The sequence below is a fragment of the Mucilaginibacter calamicampi genome, from assembly GCF_042676765.1.
Taxonomy (GTDB): domain Bacteria; phylum Bacteroidota; class Bacteroidia; order Sphingobacteriales; family Sphingobacteriaceae; genus Mucilaginibacter; species Mucilaginibacter calamicampi.
The window spans coordinates 379545-398985 of record NZ_JBHTHU010000021.1 but is presented as its reverse complement, the minus strand read 5'-3'; the positions used below and the strand labels follow the sequence as shown (position 1 = coordinate 398985).

General features: G+C 41.9%; 17 protein-coding genes. 8 read left to right on the top strand and 9 right to left on the bottom strand.

What is annotated here, in order from left to right:
* Positions 1–98 precede the first annotated feature (98 nt).
* The 5 genes from ACFQZS_RS17485 to pdhA all read right to left on the bottom strand — a co-directional run bounded on the left by ACFQZS_RS17485 (position 99) and on the right by pdhA (position 5529).
* Entirely contained in the window at positions 99–1391 is a 1293-nt protein-coding gene (locus ACFQZS_RS17485) for a carboxypeptidase-like regulatory domain-containing protein (protein ID WP_377102260.1), read from the bottom strand.
* Entirely contained in the window at positions 1384–1953 is a 570-nt protein-coding gene (locus ACFQZS_RS17480; protein WP_377102259.1) for an RNA polymerase sigma factor, read from the bottom strand. The genes ACFQZS_RS17485 and ACFQZS_RS17480 overlap by 8 nt, the downstream gene beginning before the upstream one ends.
* Positions 1954–2082: 129 nt before the next feature.
* The gene (locus tag ACFQZS_RS17475) at positions 2083–2649 is read right to left on the bottom strand and encodes a pentapeptide repeat-containing protein (protein WP_377102258.1); all 567 of its coding nucleotides are present in this window, start codon (positions 2647–2649) and stop codon (positions 2083–2085) included.
* A gap of 85 nt (positions 2650–2734) precedes the next feature.
* Positions 2735–4411, bottom strand: coding sequence for a pyruvate dehydrogenase complex dihydrolipoamide acetyltransferase (locus ACFQZS_RS17470; protein WP_377102257.1), 1677 nt, complete (start codon positions 4409–4411; stop codon positions 2735–2737).
* A 122-nt stretch (positions 4412–4533) separates the two neighbouring features.
* Positions 4534–5529 carry a pyruvate dehydrogenase (acetyl-transferring) E1 component subunit alpha gene (gene pdhA, locus ACFQZS_RS17465; protein WP_377102256.1) on the bottom strand — a complete coding sequence of 332 codons (996 nt, stop codon included), beginning with the start codon at positions 5527–5529 and terminating at the stop codon, positions 4534–4536.
* A 354-nt stretch (positions 5530–5883) separates the two neighbouring features.
* Here pdhA and ACFQZS_RS17460 point away from each other — a divergent pair, with 354 nt between their 5' ends.
* Both ACFQZS_RS17460 and ACFQZS_RS17455 read left to right on the top strand, forming a co-directional pair.
* Positions 5884–6456: a C40 family peptidase gene (locus tag ACFQZS_RS17460; protein ID WP_377102255.1), complete on the top strand. Its 573-nt coding sequence runs from the start codon at positions 5884–5886 to the stop codon at positions 6454–6456.
* A gap of 66 nt (positions 6457–6522) precedes the next feature.
* Positions 6523–7644, top strand: coding sequence for a CapA family protein (locus tag ACFQZS_RS17455; RefSeq protein ID WP_377102254.1), 1122 nt, complete (start codon positions 6523–6525; stop codon positions 7642–7644).
* Between the two features lie 2 nt (positions 7645–7646).
* Here ACFQZS_RS17455 and ACFQZS_RS17450 read toward each other — a convergent pair whose 3' ends face one another.
* Positions 7647–7832 (bottom strand): hypothetical protein, encoded by a 186-nt coding sequence (locus ACFQZS_RS17450; RefSeq protein WP_377102253.1) that lies wholly within the window; start codon positions 7830–7832, stop codon positions 7647–7649.
* Between the two features lie 92 nt (positions 7833–7924).
* Here ACFQZS_RS17450 and ACFQZS_RS17445 point away from each other — a divergent pair, with 92 nt between their 5' ends.
* Both ACFQZS_RS17445 and hflX read left to right on the top strand, forming a co-directional pair.
* Complete coding sequence (locus tag ACFQZS_RS17445) at positions 7925–8866, top strand: SPFH domain-containing protein (protein WP_377102252.1); 942 nt, start codon at positions 7925–7927, stop codon at positions 8864–8866.
* Between the two features lie 452 nt (positions 8867–9318).
* Positions 9319–10503, top strand: a complete 1185-nt coding sequence (hflX, locus tag ACFQZS_RS17440; protein ID WP_377102251.1) for a GTPase HflX — start codon at positions 9319–9321, stop codon at positions 10501–10503.
* 67 nt (positions 10504–10570) lie between these two features.
* Here hflX and ACFQZS_RS17435 read toward each other — a convergent pair whose 3' ends face one another.
* From ACFQZS_RS17435 to mqnB, 3 genes are all read right to left on the bottom strand, one after another.
* Complete coding sequence (locus ACFQZS_RS17435; RefSeq protein WP_377102250.1) at positions 10571–11470, bottom strand: alpha/beta fold hydrolase; 900 nt, start codon at positions 11468–11470, stop codon at positions 10571–10573.
* 246 nt (positions 11471–11716) lie between these two features.
* On the bottom strand, positions 11717–12583 hold the full coding sequence (locus ACFQZS_RS17430) for a menaquinone biosynthesis family protein (RefSeq protein WP_377102249.1): 867 nt from the start codon (positions 12581–12583) through the stop codon (positions 11717–11719).
* A gap of 66 nt (positions 12584–12649) precedes the next feature.
* Positions 12650–13312 (bottom strand): futalosine hydrolase, encoded by a 663-nt coding sequence (gene mqnB / locus ACFQZS_RS17425; RefSeq protein WP_377102247.1) that lies wholly within the window; start codon positions 13310–13312, stop codon positions 12650–12652.
* A 234-nt stretch (positions 13313–13546) separates the two neighbouring features.
* Between mqnB and ACFQZS_RS17420 the strand changes: the two genes are divergently transcribed.
* The 4 genes from ACFQZS_RS17420 (at position 13547) to ACFQZS_RS17405 (ending at position 19413) form a co-directional block, all read left to right on the top strand.
* On the top strand, positions 13547–13963 hold the full coding sequence (locus tag ACFQZS_RS17420) for a 6-pyruvoyl trahydropterin synthase family protein (protein WP_377102264.1): 417 nt from the start codon (positions 13547–13549) through the stop codon (positions 13961–13963).
* A 9-nt stretch (positions 13964–13972) separates the two neighbouring features.
* Positions 13973–14611, top strand: coding sequence for a GTP cyclohydrolase I FolE (gene folE, locus ACFQZS_RS17415; protein ID WP_377102246.1), 639 nt, complete (start codon positions 13973–13975; stop codon positions 14609–14611).
* Positions 14612–14708: 97 nt separating this feature from the next.
* The gene (gene fabD / locus ACFQZS_RS17410) at positions 14709–15596 is read left to right on the top strand and encodes an ACP S-malonyltransferase (RefSeq protein WP_377102245.1); all 888 of its coding nucleotides are present in this window, start codon (positions 14709–14711) and stop codon (positions 15594–15596) included.
* A 100-nt stretch (positions 15597–15696) separates the two neighbouring features.
* On the top strand, positions 15697–19413 hold the full coding sequence (locus tag ACFQZS_RS17405) for an ATP-binding protein (protein ID WP_377102243.1): 3717 nt from the start codon (positions 15697–15699) through the stop codon (positions 19411–19413).
* Positions 19414–19441 lie beyond the last annotated feature (28 nt).

The window sequence follows — 19441 nt, the reverse complement described above, 5'->3', positions numbered from 1 at the left end:
CGTGTTAATGCGCATAACTCTTAGCTTTGGTTTGTAAAGCTAATCTGTTACCGAATTATCTGACCTTTACAGCAATGACAAAAACTGCTACAGAAATTCTATTGTTTCTCGGCTTTGCGAAACTTTACGGTTACAGTGATCTTTTTAGCTTCGCCCTTTGGGCTTCCCACCCACTCCGGTCCGTTTTTTATTAGCTGAATAGCTTTTTGGCCGGCGGCATCATTATCTGCGCTATTAACTTTAAAATTGCTTAGCGATCCATCCTTATCAACCGTAAAACTAACCCGGTAATTTTTGTTTTTACCGTTTGGCGATACGGAATTGGCGTTTAAGTATTTTTGGTAATTATCCCAACCGTATCTGGGTTGCGCGGTGGTAACCGGTTTAGCCCTTCCGTAACCAACCACAACAACTTCACTTAATGATGTTGTTTCCGGTTCAAGTCGCACATTATTTATCCCACTATTTCCGGCATCAAATGTCTGTTTCTGAAAACCCGGATAATTAAAAGATATATTGCTGTTGATACTATCTATTTTTAAATTGTATAAACCGTTTTGATCTGTAACTGCTGCATTGCTGCTGTTACCTACCCTTACAGCAACGCCGGGCAGGGGCTGGCCATCCTGGGCGCTAACCACTTTACCTTTTATTACACCTTGTGCTGCCGGAGCATTCGCTACACTTAAGCCGGCAACTTTGCCCGCTAAAGCTTTATCAGCGCCTTGTGCAGCATCCTTTTTGCGCTGAGCCTCATAACCCATTACCAGCATTTCATTCAAAGGCACAGAATCTGTTTTAGCGCGAGACCGCATTGCCACAGGCGACTCGGCTAAAAAACCGTTATTGCCCGCCGCAGAAGAAGCGATTTCAGCAGTTTCGTCAGAACTTGCACTAACATCATTACCGGGCATAGGTGTTCCGTTGTAATATGGAGCCGTGCGTCGCGATGATCTTATTACCGTTTTAGGAGTATTTAAAGCCAGCAGCGAGTCTTTTTTAATGCTGATCTGCGGCTGATCAACCATCGGTGATGGGCTAACCGATGTTTTATCAGCTACTACGTTCGCAACAACATCCGCCTTTTTTGCAGCCGGCCCCGACAAAATCCACCAGCCGCCGACAGATAACACTACAAGAACCGATGCTGCCATAGCTAAGGTGCTGAAGGAAATAATACGTGCATGCGGCTTCTGTAAACGACGCTGCAAATTAGCGGTGAGCTCGGCAGCGGCTTTATTTTGTTTCCCGGCGGCTTCATAACCCTCCATTGCATCCATCAAAAAAGGATCGTCTAAGGCACGCCGCTCCAACTCGTACATGGCACGGGTATCCAGCTTTCCTTCCAGGTACTTCTTAATTTGCAATATGTCGGCGTTCCTGCTATCCACTGCTTTTTTCTAAACAAATTTTAAGGTTGCGCTTGCCGTTCTGTATATAACTTTTTACCTCGTTAAGCGTAAAGCCGGTTATATCAGCAACTTCTTTATAGCACTTCTCTTTTAAATAAAACAGATCAACACTTTGTTTTTGTGCCGGTATCAATTTATCCATGCACTGCTCCAAAGCCGTAAGCGCTTCCTCTCTGTTATTATCTTCAGGATGCAAAACAGGGTTAAATTCCATAAAGTCATCCAAACCAACTGTTTCCATTTTTTTACCCGATCGCAACTGCATTAAACAGTGGTTACGCGCCAGCACATACAGCCAGCTTCTAAACTGTTTTATATCGTGCTGCTTTACCTTGGTTACCAGCTCTTCAAAAATGGCCATTACCGCATCTTTAGCAGGTTCCTCGTCATGCAGATATTTTAAGCAAACACCATAAATAAGCTGCATATACTTTTGGTACAGCTTACCCAAAACAGCCAGATCGCCGCTTTCGCGGTATTGGTTTAGCAGCTCATCATCATCTGCATCGTCGGGCCTAACTGGTTTGGTAAAAAACTTCACGGATGGGCAAAACTAAGACTAAGATTTGTAGGATTAAAAGATTATAGGATTTTTTTTGGCTGAATTAGAAATCTGTAGGATTATCTTGATCAGTAGATCAAGATAATCCTTAATCCTAAAAATCCTGATTCAGACAATCTTCAAGTTATACTTATGCAGCAAACCCGGCAGGCTATGGGTAGCAAAAATGGCTTTGTTAATAGTATTAAGTTCGGGCTCTATAATAAAGTTATAGGCGGTGCTGAAGTTTACCGAAGTAAGGTTGGTTTGCCTGAAAACGGTATCCAGCAGGTTGCATTCATCAAATACCGAACCGCTTAGGTCGGCCTGGGTAAAAGTGGTTTCCTTTAATGAGGTACGCAGGAATTTTGTCTTTAACATTTTCTTACCCATAAACGAGGAGTAATCTAAAATGCATGCTTCAAACTCGACCGAGAACAAAAAATCAGCACAATGGCTAAAGTTGACTCCTAATATTTTGCAGTGTTTAAAAACCACGTTATTTAATGCAGAGCGGTCCCACTTCATCATAGAGAGGTCGCAATCTTCAAAAACACAATCAATAAACTTGGCCTGTGCAAATTCGCTTTCTTTCAGATCGCATTTTTTAAAGGTGCAATTGTTGTATTCGCCGCCCCGGGTGGTTTGCCCGGCAAAGCTTTGGCCTGTAAAGGTTTTATCGTCGTAGATATTCATTGCAATTTAGTGCTAAACTAAAATAGCGATGGGTTTAAAGCCCATCGCTATAATATCTTGATTCTTGTATCTTAATTCTAAAAACTTATATCAACAATCTCACAGGTTCTTCAAGCAACGATTTCAGTGTTTGCAGGAATGCTGCTGCCAAAGCGCCATCAACCACACGGTGATCGCTGCTTAGCGTAACCTTCATTACATTACCCGGCACAACCGCACCGTTTTTAACTACAGGCACAGCCTGTATGCCGCTTACAGCAAGGATACACGCGTTAGGTGTGTTGATTATGGCAGTAAACTCGTCAACACCAAACATACCCAAGTTTGATATGGTAAAAGTTGAACCTTCCATTTCGGCAGGCTGCAGCTTTTTATTTTTTGATTTACCCGCCAGATCCTTAACCTCTAAAGAGATATGGGTTAATGATTTGCCATCAGCAAATTTAATAACCGGTACCAGCAAGCCTTCATCAACCGCAACGGCCACACCAATGTTTACGTGCTCATTAGTACGGATCTTATCGCCCTGGAAAGATGAATTTATTGCGGGGTGTTGCTTTAATGCAACAGCGCAGGCTTTTACCACAAAATCATTAAATGATATTTTAACCGGAGCAACGGCGTTAATTTTGGCACGGGCCTCTATAGCCTGATCCATATCAATTGCCATGGTTACATAAAAATGCGGTGCTGTAAACAAGCTTTCGCTTAAGCGACGGCTAATGGCTTTACGCATTTGTGTAACCGGCCTTTCGGTAAATTTCTCTTCGCCTGTAAACGTTGGTAAAGTAATTGGCGCAGCGGCAGGTTTAGCAGCAGGTGCGTCTTTAGCGGCAGGAGTGCTGCTGCTTTCCGCTGCTACTTTATTTTCGCCCGGTTTGTAATCTTCTATATCCTTTTTAACAATGCGTCCACCTTCGGCGCTGCCTTTAACCAAATTAAGGTCAATACCTTTATCCTTAGCCATTTTACGCGCTAAAGGCGATGCTTTTACACGGCTATCATCAGTAGTAACCGATGCATCATCATCCTCTTCTGCAGTGGCGGTAGTAGTAGTTGCGGCAGCAGGTTCTTCAGCTCCCCCTTTAGGGGCCTGGGGGGCATCTTGTAATAACGGTGTAATATCCGTACCTTCTTTACCTACAATAGCAATAATACCATTAACAGGTGCAGCTTCGCCCTCTTTAGGGCCAATGTATAATAAGGTGCCGCTTTCGTAACCAACAACTTCCATAGTAGCCTTGTCGGTTTCTACATCAGCTAATGAATCGTCAGACTTTACCTTATCGCCAACCTTAAAATTCCATTTATTAATAACACCCTCCGTCATCGTATCGCTCAAAGCAGGCATACGTATAACAGTAGCGGGGATGCTTGCAAGGTTAACTTTAGCAGCAGGTTTAGTTTCAGGGGCAGCAGTTGCAGCAGCAGGTTTTTTATCTTCAGTAGCAGCAGGAGCTTTCTCTTCTTTCTTATCTTCGGTGCTACCGCTACTTTCTGACAGCAAAGCTTTATAATCTTCGCCCTCTTTACCTATCACAGCAATTACGGTATCAACGGGTGCAGCCTGGCCCTCTTCAATACCAATATGTAATAAAACACCGTCCTGGTATGATTCAAAATCCATTGTGGCTTTGTCGGTTTCAATCTCGGCCAATACATCGCCTGATTTTACCTTGTCGCCAACTTTTTTATGCCATTTTGCTAAAACACCCTCAGTCATGGTGTCGCTCATTTTTGGCATTTTAACTACTTCGGCCATTGTATAATTATTGAATTAGTGATTTATTGAATTAGTGATTAGCAAAAATGTATTGAATAAATGTTTTTACGTGATTTAAAATTCAATAAATCAATAATTCATTAATTCAATAATTACCAACCTTAGTCTTTTATGTATGGGTAGTCTTTCTGAACGTAAACATCGGTATATAATTCCGAAGCCTCAGGCCATGGCGACTCTTCTGCAAATTTAACAGACTCCTCTACTTCTGCTTTTATTTGCGCGTCCATATCTTCAAACCATTTTTCATCAGCGTAGCCATTTTTCTCAATAGCTAACCTCACTGCTTCCAAAGGATCTTTTGCCTTGTAGCTTTCCAGCTCTTCCTTAGTACGGTATTTCTGCGGATCTGACATGGAGTGGCCTTTATAACGATAGGTACGCATCTCAAGGAATGTTGGCCCTTCGCCGGCACGGGCACGCGATACGGCTTCGTCCATAGCGTTATGTACCGCAACCGGGTCCATACCATCAACAGCTGATGACGGGATACCATAAGGTAAGCCCAATTTGTATATATCTGTTTGTATAGTAGTACGCTGTACTGATGTACCCATAGCGTAACCGTTGTTTTCGCAAATAAATATAACAGGCAGTTTCCAAAGGGCAGCCATGTTAAAAGTTTCGTTCAAAGCACCCTGACGTACTGCGCCGTCGCCCATGTAGGCCACGTTAACAAAATCGGTACCTTTAAACTTCTCTGCAAAGGCAACACCTGCACCCAAAGGTATCTGACCACCAACAATGCCATGGCCACCGTAAAAGTGATGCTCTTTACTAAACATGTGCATAGAGCCTCCTTTGCCTTTTGAGCATCCGGTTGCTTTGCCGTAAAGTTCGGCCATTATAGCGTTAGAGCTTATACCCTGAGCAATTGCATGAGCGTGATCACGGTATGCGGTGATCATACTATCGCCCTTTTTCAGCACAGACATTGCCCCGGCTAAAACAGCTTCCTGGCCTATGTATAAATGGCAAAAGCCTCTGATTTTTTGCTGACCGTAAAGTTGTCCTGCTTTTTCTTCGAACCTACGCATCAACAGCATAGCTTCGTACCACATCAGATAGGTGTCTTTAGTTATTTCGATTGAACTCATTAATTAAAATCCTCAGTTTGCAGATTAATGCGCAAATCTAATTATATATCCCAAAAAACCGAAAACGGCAGGCAAAAAGATTAGCTTTTATATAGCTTAAACGTTATAGTGTGAGTAACAATATTATAAGCTGTTAAATTATTTACACATGCGTTACAAACAGGTGATTATCCCCGACTATTTACGGTGTTAACACTTTTGCATTTAACAAATGTTGAAAATTATCTTTTTGTTAAATAAGTGCCAAAGTGTTTGGTTTTCTGAAAAATATGAATAGTTTTGTGGGCAACCTGATCCGGAGTGTACGCTTTAATGAACAAAACTCATTAAAAAACAAAACGAAACAAGGACTAAATGAAGAAAACAGTATTGGCGATTGCCCTATTTTTCAGCGTTTTAGCCGTTCAGGCACAGACAAAAACCGCTCCAAACAAGGAAGCGGATAAAGCCCCCGAAGAACAAGAAAGTTTAGCAAAAGATTATTTATCGCAAATAATGGGTGTTGCCCTTAACACAACATCAAACATGAAGCTTTTTAGCTTTGTTTATGATTGGATAGGCACTCCTTACCGTTTTGGCGGCGGCTCAAAAAAAGGAATTGATTGCTCTGGTTTTACCAAACAATTATATGAGCAGGTTTTTAACCTGGATATAAAACGCAACTCGCGTGATATTTTTAGCATGGTTAGCCCGGTTAAAAAAACTGACCTGAAAGAAGGCGATCTTGTTTTCTTTAAAATACGCAGCCGCAGCATATCACATGTAGGTATTTATTTAGGCGATAACCGTTTTGCACACGCGTCTTCTCGCGGTGTTGCCATAAGCAGCCTTGATGATAATTATTACAGCCGTTATTTTTACAAAGGCGGCAGGTTATTAGCATCCTTCAAAAAAGAATTAGAGATCACCGAGGATCAACCTCAATAATATTTCAATAAAAAATTAAAAAAACCTTCTACCATAAAGTGGAAGGTTTTTTTTTGCCATTATGATATGGGTCGCCTGAATCTTTTTATAGCCGTTATTGCTTTCTTATGTGTGGTTACCGGGTGCGAAATGCCGCAACCAGTAGTAAAAGAAACTGCTCCTGCAATCAGTGCCCCCATAGAAATACCCTCGCCCGCAAAATTACCCGACTCTGTATGCATTGCTGCTGTAGGCGATATAATGCTGGGAACTTCCTATCCTAACAATTCTACCCTACCACAAGACAGTGCTTTAAACAGCTTTAAATATGTAGAGCAGCATTTGCAAAATGCTGATGTGACTTTTGGCAACCTGGAAGGAACATTGCTTGATGGCGGCGAACCCGCCCATTATAAACTGCATTTGCGCAGCAAGGGGTATTTGTTCAGAATGCCGGCTAAATATTGCGGAATACTAAAGAATGCCGGCTTTGATGTATTGAGCATGGCTAACAATCATAGCGGTGATTTTGGTGAGACCGGGCGGAACAGCACTATTAAAGCTTTGGATAGCTGCGGAATACATTATGCTGGTTTATTAGAATATCCTTCGGTTGAGTTTGAGCGAAATGGCATAAAGTATGGTTTTTGTGCCTTTGCACCCAACAGCCACACCCTGTCAATTTTTGATATGAAAGGCGCGGCCCAACTGATTAGCGGACTTAAACAACGTTGTGATATAGTGATCGTATCGTTTCACGGTGGTGCCGAAGGGCCGGAGTTTGAGCATGTAATGCCGGCAGGCGAATCTTATTTCAGTGAGCGACGTGGCGATCTGCGTGCCTTTGCGCACAATGCAATAGATAACGGAGCGGATCTGATACTGGGCCACGGTCCGCATGTAAGCCGTGCAATGGAAATTTATAAAGACCGGCTTATAGCTTACAGTCTGGGTAATTTTTGTACTTATAGGGGTGTAAGTATTGACGGTATTGCAGGCATAGCACCACTTTTAAAAGTGAATGTAAACCGCAACGGAGAATTTTTAAGTGGAAATATAATTTCTGTTAAACAAAGCAGAGACAGGCACGTAGAGCCCGATACCTTGCATCGGGCTGCCAAACGTGTAAAATGGCTAAGCACTGCAGACTTTCCTGATAATAAGCAGCTGGCAATTTCAGCAACCGGAGTGCTTAGCGTTACTAAATAAATTTAAGCTTCGTCTTTGGTGTTGCGTACCAGCCCAATTCCTGTTAAGAAAAAGATAAGGCTAATTACACCTATCACAGTTAGGTTAACAGCGTTGCCTGCGCGCTGTATAATTTCTACACCTGTATATATCAGGCCAATAATACCCAATATGGTCAGGATTGTTCCAAAGGTTCGTTTTACGTTCATAGGTTTACTTCTAAAAATTAATCTGTACTTTTAGAAACAAATTGCACTCCAATTAAGTCCAATAAACCTTGTTACGCTTAAATTATATTAAAATGCAAAGCCAAGTAATATCCCTGCTGTTAGTTTTTATCGTACTAATAATAATTTTCTCTTCGTTTGTGACTGTAAAACAGGGCACTATTGCAGTAATTACCGTATTTGGCAAATACCGCAGAATACTAACGCCGGGCCTTAATTTTAAGATCCCCCTTATAGAGGCCATCTATTCTAAAATATCCATACAGAACCGCTCTGTTGAGCTGGAGTTCCAGGCGGTTACCTTTGACCAGGCCAACGTTTATTTTAAGGCGATGATATTGTTTTCTGTGCTGGATCAGCAGGAAGAGACCATAAAAAATGTTGCCTTTAAGTTTGTTGATGAACGTAACCTGATGCAGGCACTGATACGTACTGTTGAAGGTTCTATCCGTGCTTTTGTGGCCACTAAGCGCCAATCTGAAGTACTGATACTCCGCCGTGATATTGTGGAACACGTTAAAGAACAGCTGGATCTGATACTGGAAGGCTGGGGTTATCATTTACAGGATCTGCAATTGAACGATATTACTTTTGACGAAGTGATTATGAAATCAATGAGCCAGGTAGTGGCATCAAACAACCTGAAAGCAGCGGCCGAAAACGAAGGTCAGGCTTTATTGATCACCAAAACCAAAGCCGCCGAGGCCGAGGGTAACGCCATTAAAATATCTGCCGAGGCCGAGCGCCAGGCATCGCAGCTGCGCGGGCAGGGTGTGGCGCTTTTCCGTCAGGAAGTTGCCAAGGGTATGAGTGCCGCCGCCAAAGAAATGGAGCAGGCGCACATGGATACATCGGTGATACTGTTTACCATGTGGACGGAATCTATCAAGCATTTCTCTGAAAACTCTGAGGGTAACGTTATCTTCCTGGATGGCTCAACCGATGCCATGCAGCAAACCATGAAACAGCTGATGAGCCTGAATGTGATGCAGCAGATGGAGAAAGGGAAGAAATAATATCGGATTTCGGATGTGCGATTTCGGATGTATTTGATGTCGGATTTTCGGTTTCGGATTCTTTAGGTCTTACTGAAAAAAAATTGTCATATTGAGCGGCAGCGAAATATCTTATACGCTTTGGGAGCCGGGCGCTTAGAATGCATGGTTTACAGGATTCTTCACTACGTTCAGAATGACAAACTAACTAAATTTGGGCTAGTGCAGTAAATCCGAAATTGAACATCCGAAATTCGAAATCAAACCCTATCTTTGTCCCATCATGAATATTACTACTGCACAATAATACTTTGGCCCCAAGGCAAGCTATTTCCCGATAGCCGGACCGGAGTATCCTGTTTTATTAATTAAATTTATTGAATGTTTTGTTAGCTTGGCTGCGCACTTACGTATTTTTGTGGCGGGACCCGGCTTTGTTAAACTGGCATTCCCATTGATATGATGATTACTGAATGAGAAAGAAATTTTATGATACTGCTGTGAAGCAGGAGCGCGCTGTGCTTGTTGGCGTTATTACCGCCAACGAAAGCGATGAGCGCGCCAAAGAATATTTAGAAGAACTGGAGTTTTTAGTTGAAACAGCAGGGGCAAAAACCGAGAAGGTATTTACCCAAAAGCTATCTAAGCCAGACCGCGCTACGTTTGTTGGCTCGGGAAGGTTGGAGGACATCCAGGCTTATGTTAAAGCAGAAGAAATAGACATGGTGGTGTTTGACGATGAGCTTACCCCATCGCAACTGCGTAATATTGAGAATGAGCTACAGGTTAAAATACTGGATAGAAACAACCTCATATTAGACATTTTTGCTAATCGCGCTAAAACCGCGCAGGCAAAAACACAAGTAGAATTGGCTCAGTTACAATACCTACTGCCGCGCTTAACACGTTTATGGACGCACTTAGAGCGGCAAAAAGGTGGTATTGGTATGCGCGGACCGGGTGAATCGCAAATTGAGACAGACAGACGTTTAATTTTGAATAAAATTGACCTGTTAAAGGACAAGTTGAAGGCAATTGATAAACAGAACGAAACGCAGCGCAAAAACCGGCAACAGATGATACGTGTGGCTCTGGTGGGTTACACCAATGTAGGTAAATCAACCATCATGAACATGCTCTCAAAATCGGATGTGTTTGCAGAGAATAAGCTGTTTGCCACGCTTGATACTACCGTGCGCAAGGTGGTGATTGAAAATGTACCGTTTTTACTGTCAGACACAGTTGGTTTCATCCGCAAGTTACCGCATGATCTGGTGGAGTGCTTTAAATCCACCCTTGATGAGGTACGCGAAGCGGATATATTGATACATGTGGTTGATGTATCGCACCCAAGTTTTGAGGACCATATACGCGCGGTGAACGATACGCTGAGAGAATTAGGCGCTTTAGATAAGCAAACCATTATGGTGTTCAATAAAATTGATGCCTATAAGCCGGTTCAAACTCATCTTGAAGACGAAGCGCATACCATGACGCTGGAGGACTTTAAACACAGCTGGATGGCCAAGAATAACAATCCCGCTATATTTATTTCTGCTACCGAAAGAGAGAACATTGATGAGTTTAGAAGCTTGATATACGAGTTGGTAAAGGATATCCATACTAAAAGGTATCCGTATGATAATTTGCTGTATTAGCCTTTTAAGGAGAATCAAGAGTTAAGAAGCAAGATGCAAGAGAGCGATGGGTAATCCTGTCGCTCTATTATTTATACTTCTTCATATCCTCTATCACTTCATCCAACAGCTTATTAAATTCATCAGGATTTTCTATCATAGCATAATGCCCTGTTCCTTTAGTATAATAAACCTGAAAAGGAATATTTCTTGCAGCTATGTATTTGGTTATAGTTGGCGTTACATCGCTGTTAATTAAATACAATTTTTTACCTGCCTTTTTTAACGCTGTTATTTCATCAAAACCCGGGTCTTGCTGCTCCATACTGGCAATGGCTATCACGCTATCCGTTTTCGCAACATCATTCAGTATCCGATTTTTAATATCGGGTGTGGTGGTTTTAGAAAACAGTGATTGATTCATATATTGAAATGCTACCTTTTTAAAATTGCGTTTCATTTCGGCTACAGCTGCCGCGTATTCTTTTGCCGCATTCGGGTTCTGGGGTTGGCCCACATTTTTAAAATTGTCTACACCCACTAGTGCTATTATCGGTCCCGGATTTTCAGCAGCCGCTTCTAAAGCAATATCACCCGACATGGAATGCCCAACTAATATTACCTTTTTAAGCCCTAAATCGCCTATAAGCTTGTTAACATCGCCGGCGTAAGTTTTTGTATCCCATTTATCGCGGTTCTTGCCGGATTGACCAAACCCCGGCAGATCCATGGTAACTACACGGTATGGTTTACTAAAATAAGCCACCTGGTTGTTCCAATAGCTTTTATTAATGGCCCAGCCATGTATAAAAAGTAGAGTGGTATCACTTCTGCCTGTATCGGTATAAGCTATATTTATACCACTGTTATTAACGACAATAGGTGTAGCGGCCTGGGTGGCTCCTTGTTTGTTTTCGGGCTCATTACATGATGAAAGTACAAACCCGGATAATAGCAGCAGGGTGAAAATTTGGAATACCGATCTCATAACTTCAAATAAAGCTGAAAATTAATAAAGTTTTTAGCTGTAATTAATTACCAAACAGGTATTTAACTTTATTTAACAGAAGCTATCATTCTGAGTTATAAAATCTCGGGGCTCTAAGATTATAATGACCGGGCATTTATCAACCGCATAGATTTTTGTCATTGCGAGGCACGAAGCAATCGCACGGAGAAAAGCCGCATGCAAAGTTCGCGATTGCTTCGTACCTCGCAGTGACACCTTTTTATTTTATGACAGGAAAATATTTTCCTTTATTTCCGGAATAATGCCCTTCTCCAGCGCCGTATCAAACAATAGATTAATAGCTTTCCGTCCCTCCCCGCCCAAATCAACAGAGTATTTATTTACATAAAGTTCAATGTGTTTATACATTACTTCCTCGCTCATTTCCTGCGCGTGCTGGCGGATAAACTCCAGTCCCGATTTTGGATTGGCAAAAGCAAACTCAACCGACTTACGCAGCACCCTGTTAATTTTATGTTGAATATCAACAGGCAAATTGCGGTTAGCTACAATGCCACCTAATGGAATAGCACAGCCGGTTTTCTTTTCCCAGAAATCGCCAAGGTCCATTATTTTTTTCAGTCCTCTATCCTGATAGGTAAAGCGGTTTTCGTGAATGATCAAGCCAACATCTACCCTGCCCTCTAAAACCGCGTTCTCAATATCTGAGAAAACCAGTTCTACTTTATTAGTTGCTTGGGGGAAAGCCAATCCCAATAAAAAATTAGCGGTAGTGTATTTGCCGGGAATCCCGATTAAAAGATTTCGAATTTCGGATGTTCGATTTCGGATTTGATTATTTTGTAAATCCGAAATCGAAATTTCGATATCCGAAATCAAAAGGGGTCCTACCCCAAAACCCAGCGCGCTGCCGGCATCCAGCAAAACATATTGGTTGGCTACATACGCAAAAGCATGGTAGCTTAATTTGGTAATATCCAACTCGCCGCGAAAGGCTTTTTGGTTAAGCGTTTCCACATCATCATAAAAAACCTCAAACTCCAGGCCTTCGGTATCTATTTTATGATGGATCAGCGCGTCGAATATAAAAGTATCATTAGGGCAAGGCGAAAAGCCGAGAGTTAGTTTCATTGTAGTTGTATGTTGAAAGTTTTAAGTTGTAAGGCGAAATATGTCATACAACTTACAACACACAACTTACAACTCTCTTATCAATTCCAGCGCAAATGTATTCAGATTTTTAACAGCAAGGCCTATCTCCCAATTATCGCGGTTGCGTTTTTCAACATAATTTGACACTGCCCTGATCTGCACACATGGCACCTTTAGCTGATGGCATACATAAAAAAAAGCCGCGCCTTCCATGCTTTCCAATTGGGGCCTCAGTCTATCTGTAATGGCCGCTATAGATGCCTCGTTGCCATGCACCTTATTTACGGTTATAGCCGTTGCTTTAATGATGCTTATTTTGTTGGTAAAATAATTAATGGAGCTTGTAGGGTTAAAAATGCCAGCGCCTAAACCCAGCTGCTCAATGCTGATGAACCGGGTATCATCCTCCGCGCCTAACTCGGCAAAGGTGTCTTTAGTTATCTCTGCTACACTGCCTAAAGGGATATTACGATCAAAACTGCCCGCAATGCCCAGGTTAATTACCAGGTTATACACGTTATGCGGCAGGTGTTTGCCTAAAGCAAAAGCCGTGGCCACCATACCCGCGCCGGTTATCAGCACAGAACAATTAGCTACCGACGCGTGCCGCGGCAAAAACAGATCGGGTTCGTCCTTTATCTGCAAACCCAGGGCTTGTATCAATGGGTCAACTTCGGGTTGAGTTGCAGCTACTATTAGTATGCGCATAGGCTTGTTTTTATGCTAAGATACATATTTAGCGGCAGTAGTAAGTTGCAGTGGGCAGTGGGCAGTGGGCAAATACGCTTTAACAAAAGTTGTTTTCTTTTTTTCAAAAGTTATGAAGTACTAACTATGAACTGCTCTCTGCTTACTACAAACTGCCACAGCAAATTAATATCTGCAAACTGCACACTGCAAACTGTAAACTCAATGCTTATATTTGCACCCATTAAAATTATGATGATACACATAACGCGCAAGGAACATTTTAATGCCGCACACAGAATGTACCGTGAGGAATGGAGCGCCGAGAAAAATGCCGAGGTTTTTGGCAAGTGCGCTAACCCTAACTGGCACGGGCATAACTATAATCTTTTTGTAACCGTTAAAGGCCAGATAACCCACGCTACGGGTTATTTAATTGACCTTAAAGAACTGAAAGAAATAATACACGAGTACGTTATTGATAAGCTTGACCATAAGAATCTTAATTTAGATGTTGATTTTATGAAGGGCAAAATGGCATCAACAGAGTTGGTTTGTATAGAGATCTTTAATCAATTAAAAGCACCTATTGAAGCCCATGAAGGTGTATTTTTACATTCGGTAAGGCTGTTTGAAACCGAGAATAACTCGGCTGAATATTTTGGTGATTAATTCTGAAAAATGATCGACAAAAACGATATCCCCGACAGGGGTGATGATATAAACGGTTACGAAAAGATTGACCGCTATAACCCCGAGTTAATAACCAGCTTGTCTGCCCATTACAAAGAGGTTTTAAAACAAATAGGCGAAAACCCCGAACGCGAAGGCTTATTAAAAACCCCTGAGCGTGTTGCCAAAGCAATGCTTTACCTTACCCATGGGTATGATCTGGATGCGAAAGAAATTTTAAGCTCAGCCTTATTTAAGGAAGAATACAGCCAGATGGTGGTGGTAAAGGACATTGAAGTTTACTCCATGTGCGAGCACCATATGCTGCCGTTTTTCGGCAAAGCGCATATTGCTTATATCCCTAATGGCTATGTTGTTGGCTTAAGCAAAATACCCCGCGTGGTTGATGCCTATGCCCGCCGCTTACAAGTACAAGAACGTTTAACTAACGAAATTCGCGATTGTATACAGGAAACACTGCAACCCATTGGCGTAGGCGTAGTTATTGAGTGTCGCCACCTGTGCATGTGCATGCGCGGCGTGCAAAAGCAAAACTCTGTAACAACAACGTCTGCCTTTACCGGCGGCTTTTTGCAGGAAAAAACAAGGGCAGAGTTTTTGCATTTGATATCGTCTAAACTAAGTTGAGCCCCCCGGCCCCCTAAAGGGGGTGGAATGGCTGATATATAATTAACTAAACTAATAACCTTTAAATTAATTCCCCCTTTAGGGGGTTAGAGGGCAAATGAAAGCATACATCTTCCCGGGGCAGGGCGCCCAGTTTGTAGGTATGGGCAAGGACCTGTACGAACGATCAGAAAAAGCACGTGAATTATTTGAGCAGGCTAATACCATATTGGGCTTCCGCATTACCGATGTAATGTTTAACGGTACTGATGAGGACCTGAAACAAACCAAGGTAACACAACCTGCTATATTTCTGCACTCTGTTATCCTGGCTAAAGTATTGGGTGATGATTTTAAACCGGATATGGTAGCCGGTCACTCACTTGGCGAATTTTCGGCCCTGGTTTCGGCAAACGCTTTATCATTTGAAGACGGCTTACGCCTTGTTGCGGCCCGCGCCAACGCCATGCAAAAAGCCTGCGAGATACAACCATCAACCATGGCGGCTATTTTGGGGTTGGATGATTTTACGGTTGAAGATATTTGCCAGCGCATAAGCGATGTAGTAGTACCCGCCAACTATAACTGCCCGGGCCAGCTGGTAATATCTGGCTCAATTGCCGGTGTTGACAAAGCTTGCGAACTAATGACCGAAGCAGGAGCAAAAAGGGCTATTAAATTAAATGTAGGTGGCGCTTTCCATTCGCCGCTAATGGAAGCCGCGCGTGTTGAGTTAGAACATGCCATTGTACATACTACCATCAATAAGCCAATTTGCCCTGTGTATCAAAATATAGATGCCAAACCCTATACAGACCCGGAGCAAATTAAACATAACCTGAACGCGCAACTTACCGGCGCGGTGCGCTGGACGCAAACGGTAATGCATATGCTGGAAGATGGCGCTACATCATTTACAGAAGTTGGACCGGGTACTGTTTTGCAGGGACTGGTTAAAAAAGTTAACCGGCAGATACCAACGGAAAGCGCAGAAATAGCACAATAAATAAAGAAGCCGCAAACTAAAGCGGCTTTTTTTTATTTAAGTGTGTAAGTTTACATCAATCAATTTCTACGTTTTGAGCTATTCGGCAAAAATACGGTTAATGCTATTATTGCTGGCGGGCAGCTTGCTGCTTACGGCACTAATTGTACACCGCACTTATACGCCGGATGCAAGCATGCGCGAAAGCGCAAAAGAGCTAGAGAGTAATCTGCATAAAAAGGAAGCATACATTTACGCTTTTATTGGTAATAAGCCCGATTTTAATAGCCTGAAAAACCTTGGTCAAAACGAGAAAGGCGGCCTAAAGTTGATCAATCAATTCACCACCGAAAAAGATATAAGGTTTGTAACCGTTAAGAATGGCACCGTGGAGTTTTGGAGCGGAGTTGAGGTTATTCCGCAAAAACCTTCGCGTATTAAAGAAGGTGTATCGTTTATTAAGGAATCAAACGGTTATTACGAAGCCATAAAAAAAACCGAGGGCAATTTTTCTGTCCTGTTTTTTATCCCTATAAAAACAACTTACGAGTTTCAGAACCGGTACCTGCAAAATACTTTCGCGCCTGGCCTTGTTGATGAGAAAAATATAGAGATAGCCGACTTTACCGATAAAAATGTTTATCCCGTTAGGAATGTCAATAAGGTCTACCTGTTTTCTGTTAAAGCAAAGCCCGGCGAGGTAAACTCCAGGTTATATTACGGAGAGGTTGTGCTTTGGCTGTTAACATTTATCGTGATGAGCATATTTATGCAAAACACCTGTAATTATTTGGCCCGAACAGGCTTTCCGGTTATAGCTTTAATACTTCTTGCCGTATTTATTATTGGTATACGTGGCGTAAATCTTTACTATAACTGGCCCAATTGCACTTTTAATATAGGCCTTTTTAATCCTAAACTTTTTTCGGCGGGGCCGGTCTTTCCATCCATCGGCGACCTTTGCATCAACATACTTTGCCTTAACTGGTATGTTGTATTCCTATATCAGCTGCGTCATAAATTACTCAAATTTATTCCCGATAATTTTTCAAGCTATGCTCTGTTAACAGGTTGTTTTACCCTGCTAATAATTACATCAACGGCGCTTTATCATCTGTTTTATGATCTGGTTATCAGGTCTGCCATAAGCTTTGATGTTAGCAACGTACTTAATCTTTCCATATTCAGCGTTTATGGGCTGCTTATGCTTTGTTTCAGCTTCTTAATATTTTCATTATTAATAGAGATTGCTATAAGTATATGTGTGCAATTGCCCATACCGCGTAAGCATCAATTGATATTTTTAATTAGTGGCGCGTGTGTTTGTACTATAGCATGGGCACTGCAATATCATCAATTTACCCTATTTTACTTTTTGTGGGCCGGCATTGCCATAGCAAGGGGATATGCCCATTTCTATCATCAGGGTAAGCTGAATTATAGATCGTTAGCGGTTATCATATTTATATGTTCGTTCATATCAGCGCTCTCTCTTACCAAATTTGAAAAAGAAAAAGAGGGCATTACCCGGCGCATGCTGATAAAAAAACTGGAAACGCCCGACGACGCTACAGCTGATACGCTATTTAGAAAAATTGAAAATAAAATAGTTGCAGACCCGATTGTAATAGATTTTTTCTCTGCCAGCCACCCGGATAATGATCATATAAAAAACTATTTTCAAAAGCGTTACTTTGATGATTACCTTTCAAAATACGACCTCACCATACACGCGTATGATACCGCCGGGCAGCCTATAGATGGTGATAAGAGCTATCCGTTTGAAACCTTTACCGACCTGGTACAGTACAGTTCATTTAAGGTATCCAACTTTTTTTACCGGCAACAAGGTATCGGTGTTTTAGACTATTTCGCTATTCTTCCGATAGCTAAAAATGGCGAGTCTATTGGGGTAATAGTTGCAAGGCTGGGAGCAAACACATTTTACAGCGGCGATTATTTTCCTGCTTTATTGGCCGCCGGTACGTTTACGGGCGACAATGATTTTAAAAATTACTCATACGCCCTGTATTCAGACAACAAACTGTCATCGCAAAGCGGGCCTTACGTTTATAACCTTAAAAATGACACCCTATCTGGTTTTAACACCGGGTCTTCAAACGAGAACGAACAAACTACTACCAGCATAAACAACACCTGGTATAACCCAATTGATAGTTACAGTCATTTTGTTTACAAACCTAAAGCACGGGATCTGATAGTTGTAAGTAAAGAAGAGCGGCCGCTATTTAACATTATTACATCGCTAACCTTCTTCTTTATAATACTGCTGGTATTTAGCCTGGTAGTGATGTTATCAGTATGGGCGTGGACACGTGTTAAATTTTTAACTATAACCAATGATAAAATAAAATGGGGCCTACGGCTCAATTTTGATAAGGTGCTTTATAAAACACGCATTCAGCTTTCTATGGTGTCAGCTGTTGTAATAACGCTTCTACTGGTGGGCGCGGTAACTTACGCGTCAATAAGCACACAATATCAAAGTCAGCAAGACAAAATGATACGGGATAAAATAGTGCGAATAACAAGTACTATTGAGAATGCGCTTAATGATTTTGTATACAACACCAACGAAGAAAAACAAATAGCCTTAGATGGCCTTGCAGAATCATACGCTACCGACCTGACCATATTTAAGCAAAATGGCCATGTTGAGGTAACTACACGCCCACGCATTTACGAGGCCGGCCTGGTAGCCGACAGAATGGACCCACGTGCTTTTATACACCTAAATAAATTACAGCGCTCTGAATATATTAACGAAGAAACTATTGGCCAGCTTAAATATAAGGCCGTATACGCGCCAATAAGGGATAATGTAAAAAACGAAACAGCAGCTTACCTGCAACTGCCCTACTTTGCCAACGAACTGGATTATAGGGAACGTATTGGCGCTTTGCTCAATGTAATGATCAATATTTACGCGTTCATTTTTATAGCCATTGGTTTCTTCGCGGTAATTATTGCCAGGCAGATAACGTATCCGCTAAACTTTATACAGCAAAGTTTAAGTAAAACCATTTATGGCCAGAAAACTGAACCCATTATATGGAAACGCGATGACGAAATAGGAACGCTGATAAGCGAATACAACAAAATGATAGCGGCGCTTGAGCAAAGCGCGCAAAAACTGGCGCAGTCTGAAAGAGAAAGCGCCTGGCGCGAAATGGCTAAACAGGTTGCCCACGAAATTAAAAATCCATTAACACCGCTTAAACTCGGGCTTCAGCTTCTGGAGAAATCATGGCGGGAAAAAGACGCGCGGTTTGATCAAAAGTTTGAACGCTTTAGTAAATCTTTTGTAGAGCAGATAGAAAGTTTAGCATCCATAGCATCAGAGTTTTCGGCATTTGCCAAAATGCCGGATACGCGCATGTCAAAGTTCAATATTTTTGATGTTTTGAGCCAGGCAGTCGTCATCTTTAAACAGATGGATAATTTTACCATAGGATATAGCGTGCCCGAAGAGCCATTTATTGTTTTTGCAGATCGCGACCAGTTATTACGTTGCTTTAATAACCTGCTAAAAAACTCAATTGAAGCCACCCCGCCAGACAGACCCGGCTTTGTTGAGATAAATTACGAAACCAGCGATAAAAACATCCTTTTTATGATAAAGGATAATGGTAACGGTATACCGGAGAATATGCGCGAAAAAATATTCGAGCCCAACTTTACTACAAAAAGTTCCGGTACCGGCTTGGGTCTGGCCTTTGTAAAAAATTCGATTGAAAACGCCGGCGGAAAGGTGTGGTTTGAGACAAAAACCGGCCAGGGAACCACATTTTACCTTAATTTCCCTATAGCGACGTAATATATAACCTGCGTTATAAATATAAGCC

Excerpts from the sequence above, each read along its gene's own strand:
- ACFQZS_RS17420 (WP_377102264.1), top strand. The coding sequence starts at position 13,547 with ATGATACACATAACGCGCAAGGAACATTTTAATGCCGCACACAGAATG.
- ACFQZS_RS17460 (WP_377102255.1), top strand. The coding sequence starts at position 5,884 with ATGAAGAAAACAGTATTGGCGATTGCCCTATTTTTCAGCGTTTTAGCC.
- ACFQZS_RS17430 (WP_377102249.1), bottom strand. The coding sequence starts at position 12,583 with ATGAAACTAACTCTCGGCTTTTCGCCTTGCCCTAATGATACTTTTATA.
- ACFQZS_RS17450 (WP_377102253.1), bottom strand. The coding sequence starts at position 7,832 with ATGAACGTAAAACGAACCTTTGGAACAATCCTGACCATATTGGGTATT.
- ACFQZS_RS17470 (WP_377102257.1), bottom strand. The coding sequence starts at position 4,411 with ATGGCCGAAGTAGTTAAAATGCCAAAAATGAGCGACACCATGACTGAG.
- pdhA (WP_377102256.1), bottom strand. The coding sequence starts at position 5,529 with ATGAGTTCAATCGAAATAACTAAAGACACCTATCTGATGTGGTACGAA.
- ACFQZS_RS17405 (WP_377102243.1), top strand. The coding sequence starts at position 15,697 with ATGCTATTATTGCTGGCGGGCAGCTTGCTGCTTACGGCACTAATTGTA.
- fabD (WP_377102245.1), top strand. The coding sequence starts at position 14,709 with ATGAAAGCATACATCTTCCCGGGGCAGGGCGCCCAGTTTGTAGGTATG.
- mqnB (WP_377102247.1), bottom strand. The coding sequence starts at position 13,312 with ATGCGCATACTAATAGTAGCTGCAACTCAACCCGAAGTTGACCCATTG.
- hflX (WP_377102251.1), top strand. The coding sequence starts at position 9,319 with ATGAGAAAGAAATTTTATGATACTGCTGTGAAGCAGGAGCGCGCTGTG.
- ACFQZS_RS17455 (WP_377102254.1), top strand. The coding sequence starts at position 6,523 with ATGGGTCGCCTGAATCTTTTTATAGCCGTTATTGCTTTCTTATGTGTG.
- ACFQZS_RS17475 (WP_377102258.1), bottom strand. The coding sequence starts at position 2,649 with ATGAATATCTACGACGATAAAACCTTTACAGGCCAAAGCTTTGCCGGG.
- ACFQZS_RS17435 (WP_377102250.1), bottom strand. The coding sequence starts at position 11,470 with ATGAGATCGGTATTCCAAATTTTCACCCTGCTGCTATTATCCGGGTTT.
- ACFQZS_RS17445 (WP_377102252.1), top strand. The coding sequence starts at position 7,925 with ATGCAAAGCCAAGTAATATCCCTGCTGTTAGTTTTTATCGTACTAATA.
- folE (WP_377102246.1), top strand. The coding sequence starts at position 13,973 with ATGATCGACAAAAACGATATCCCCGACAGGGGTGATGATATAAACGGT.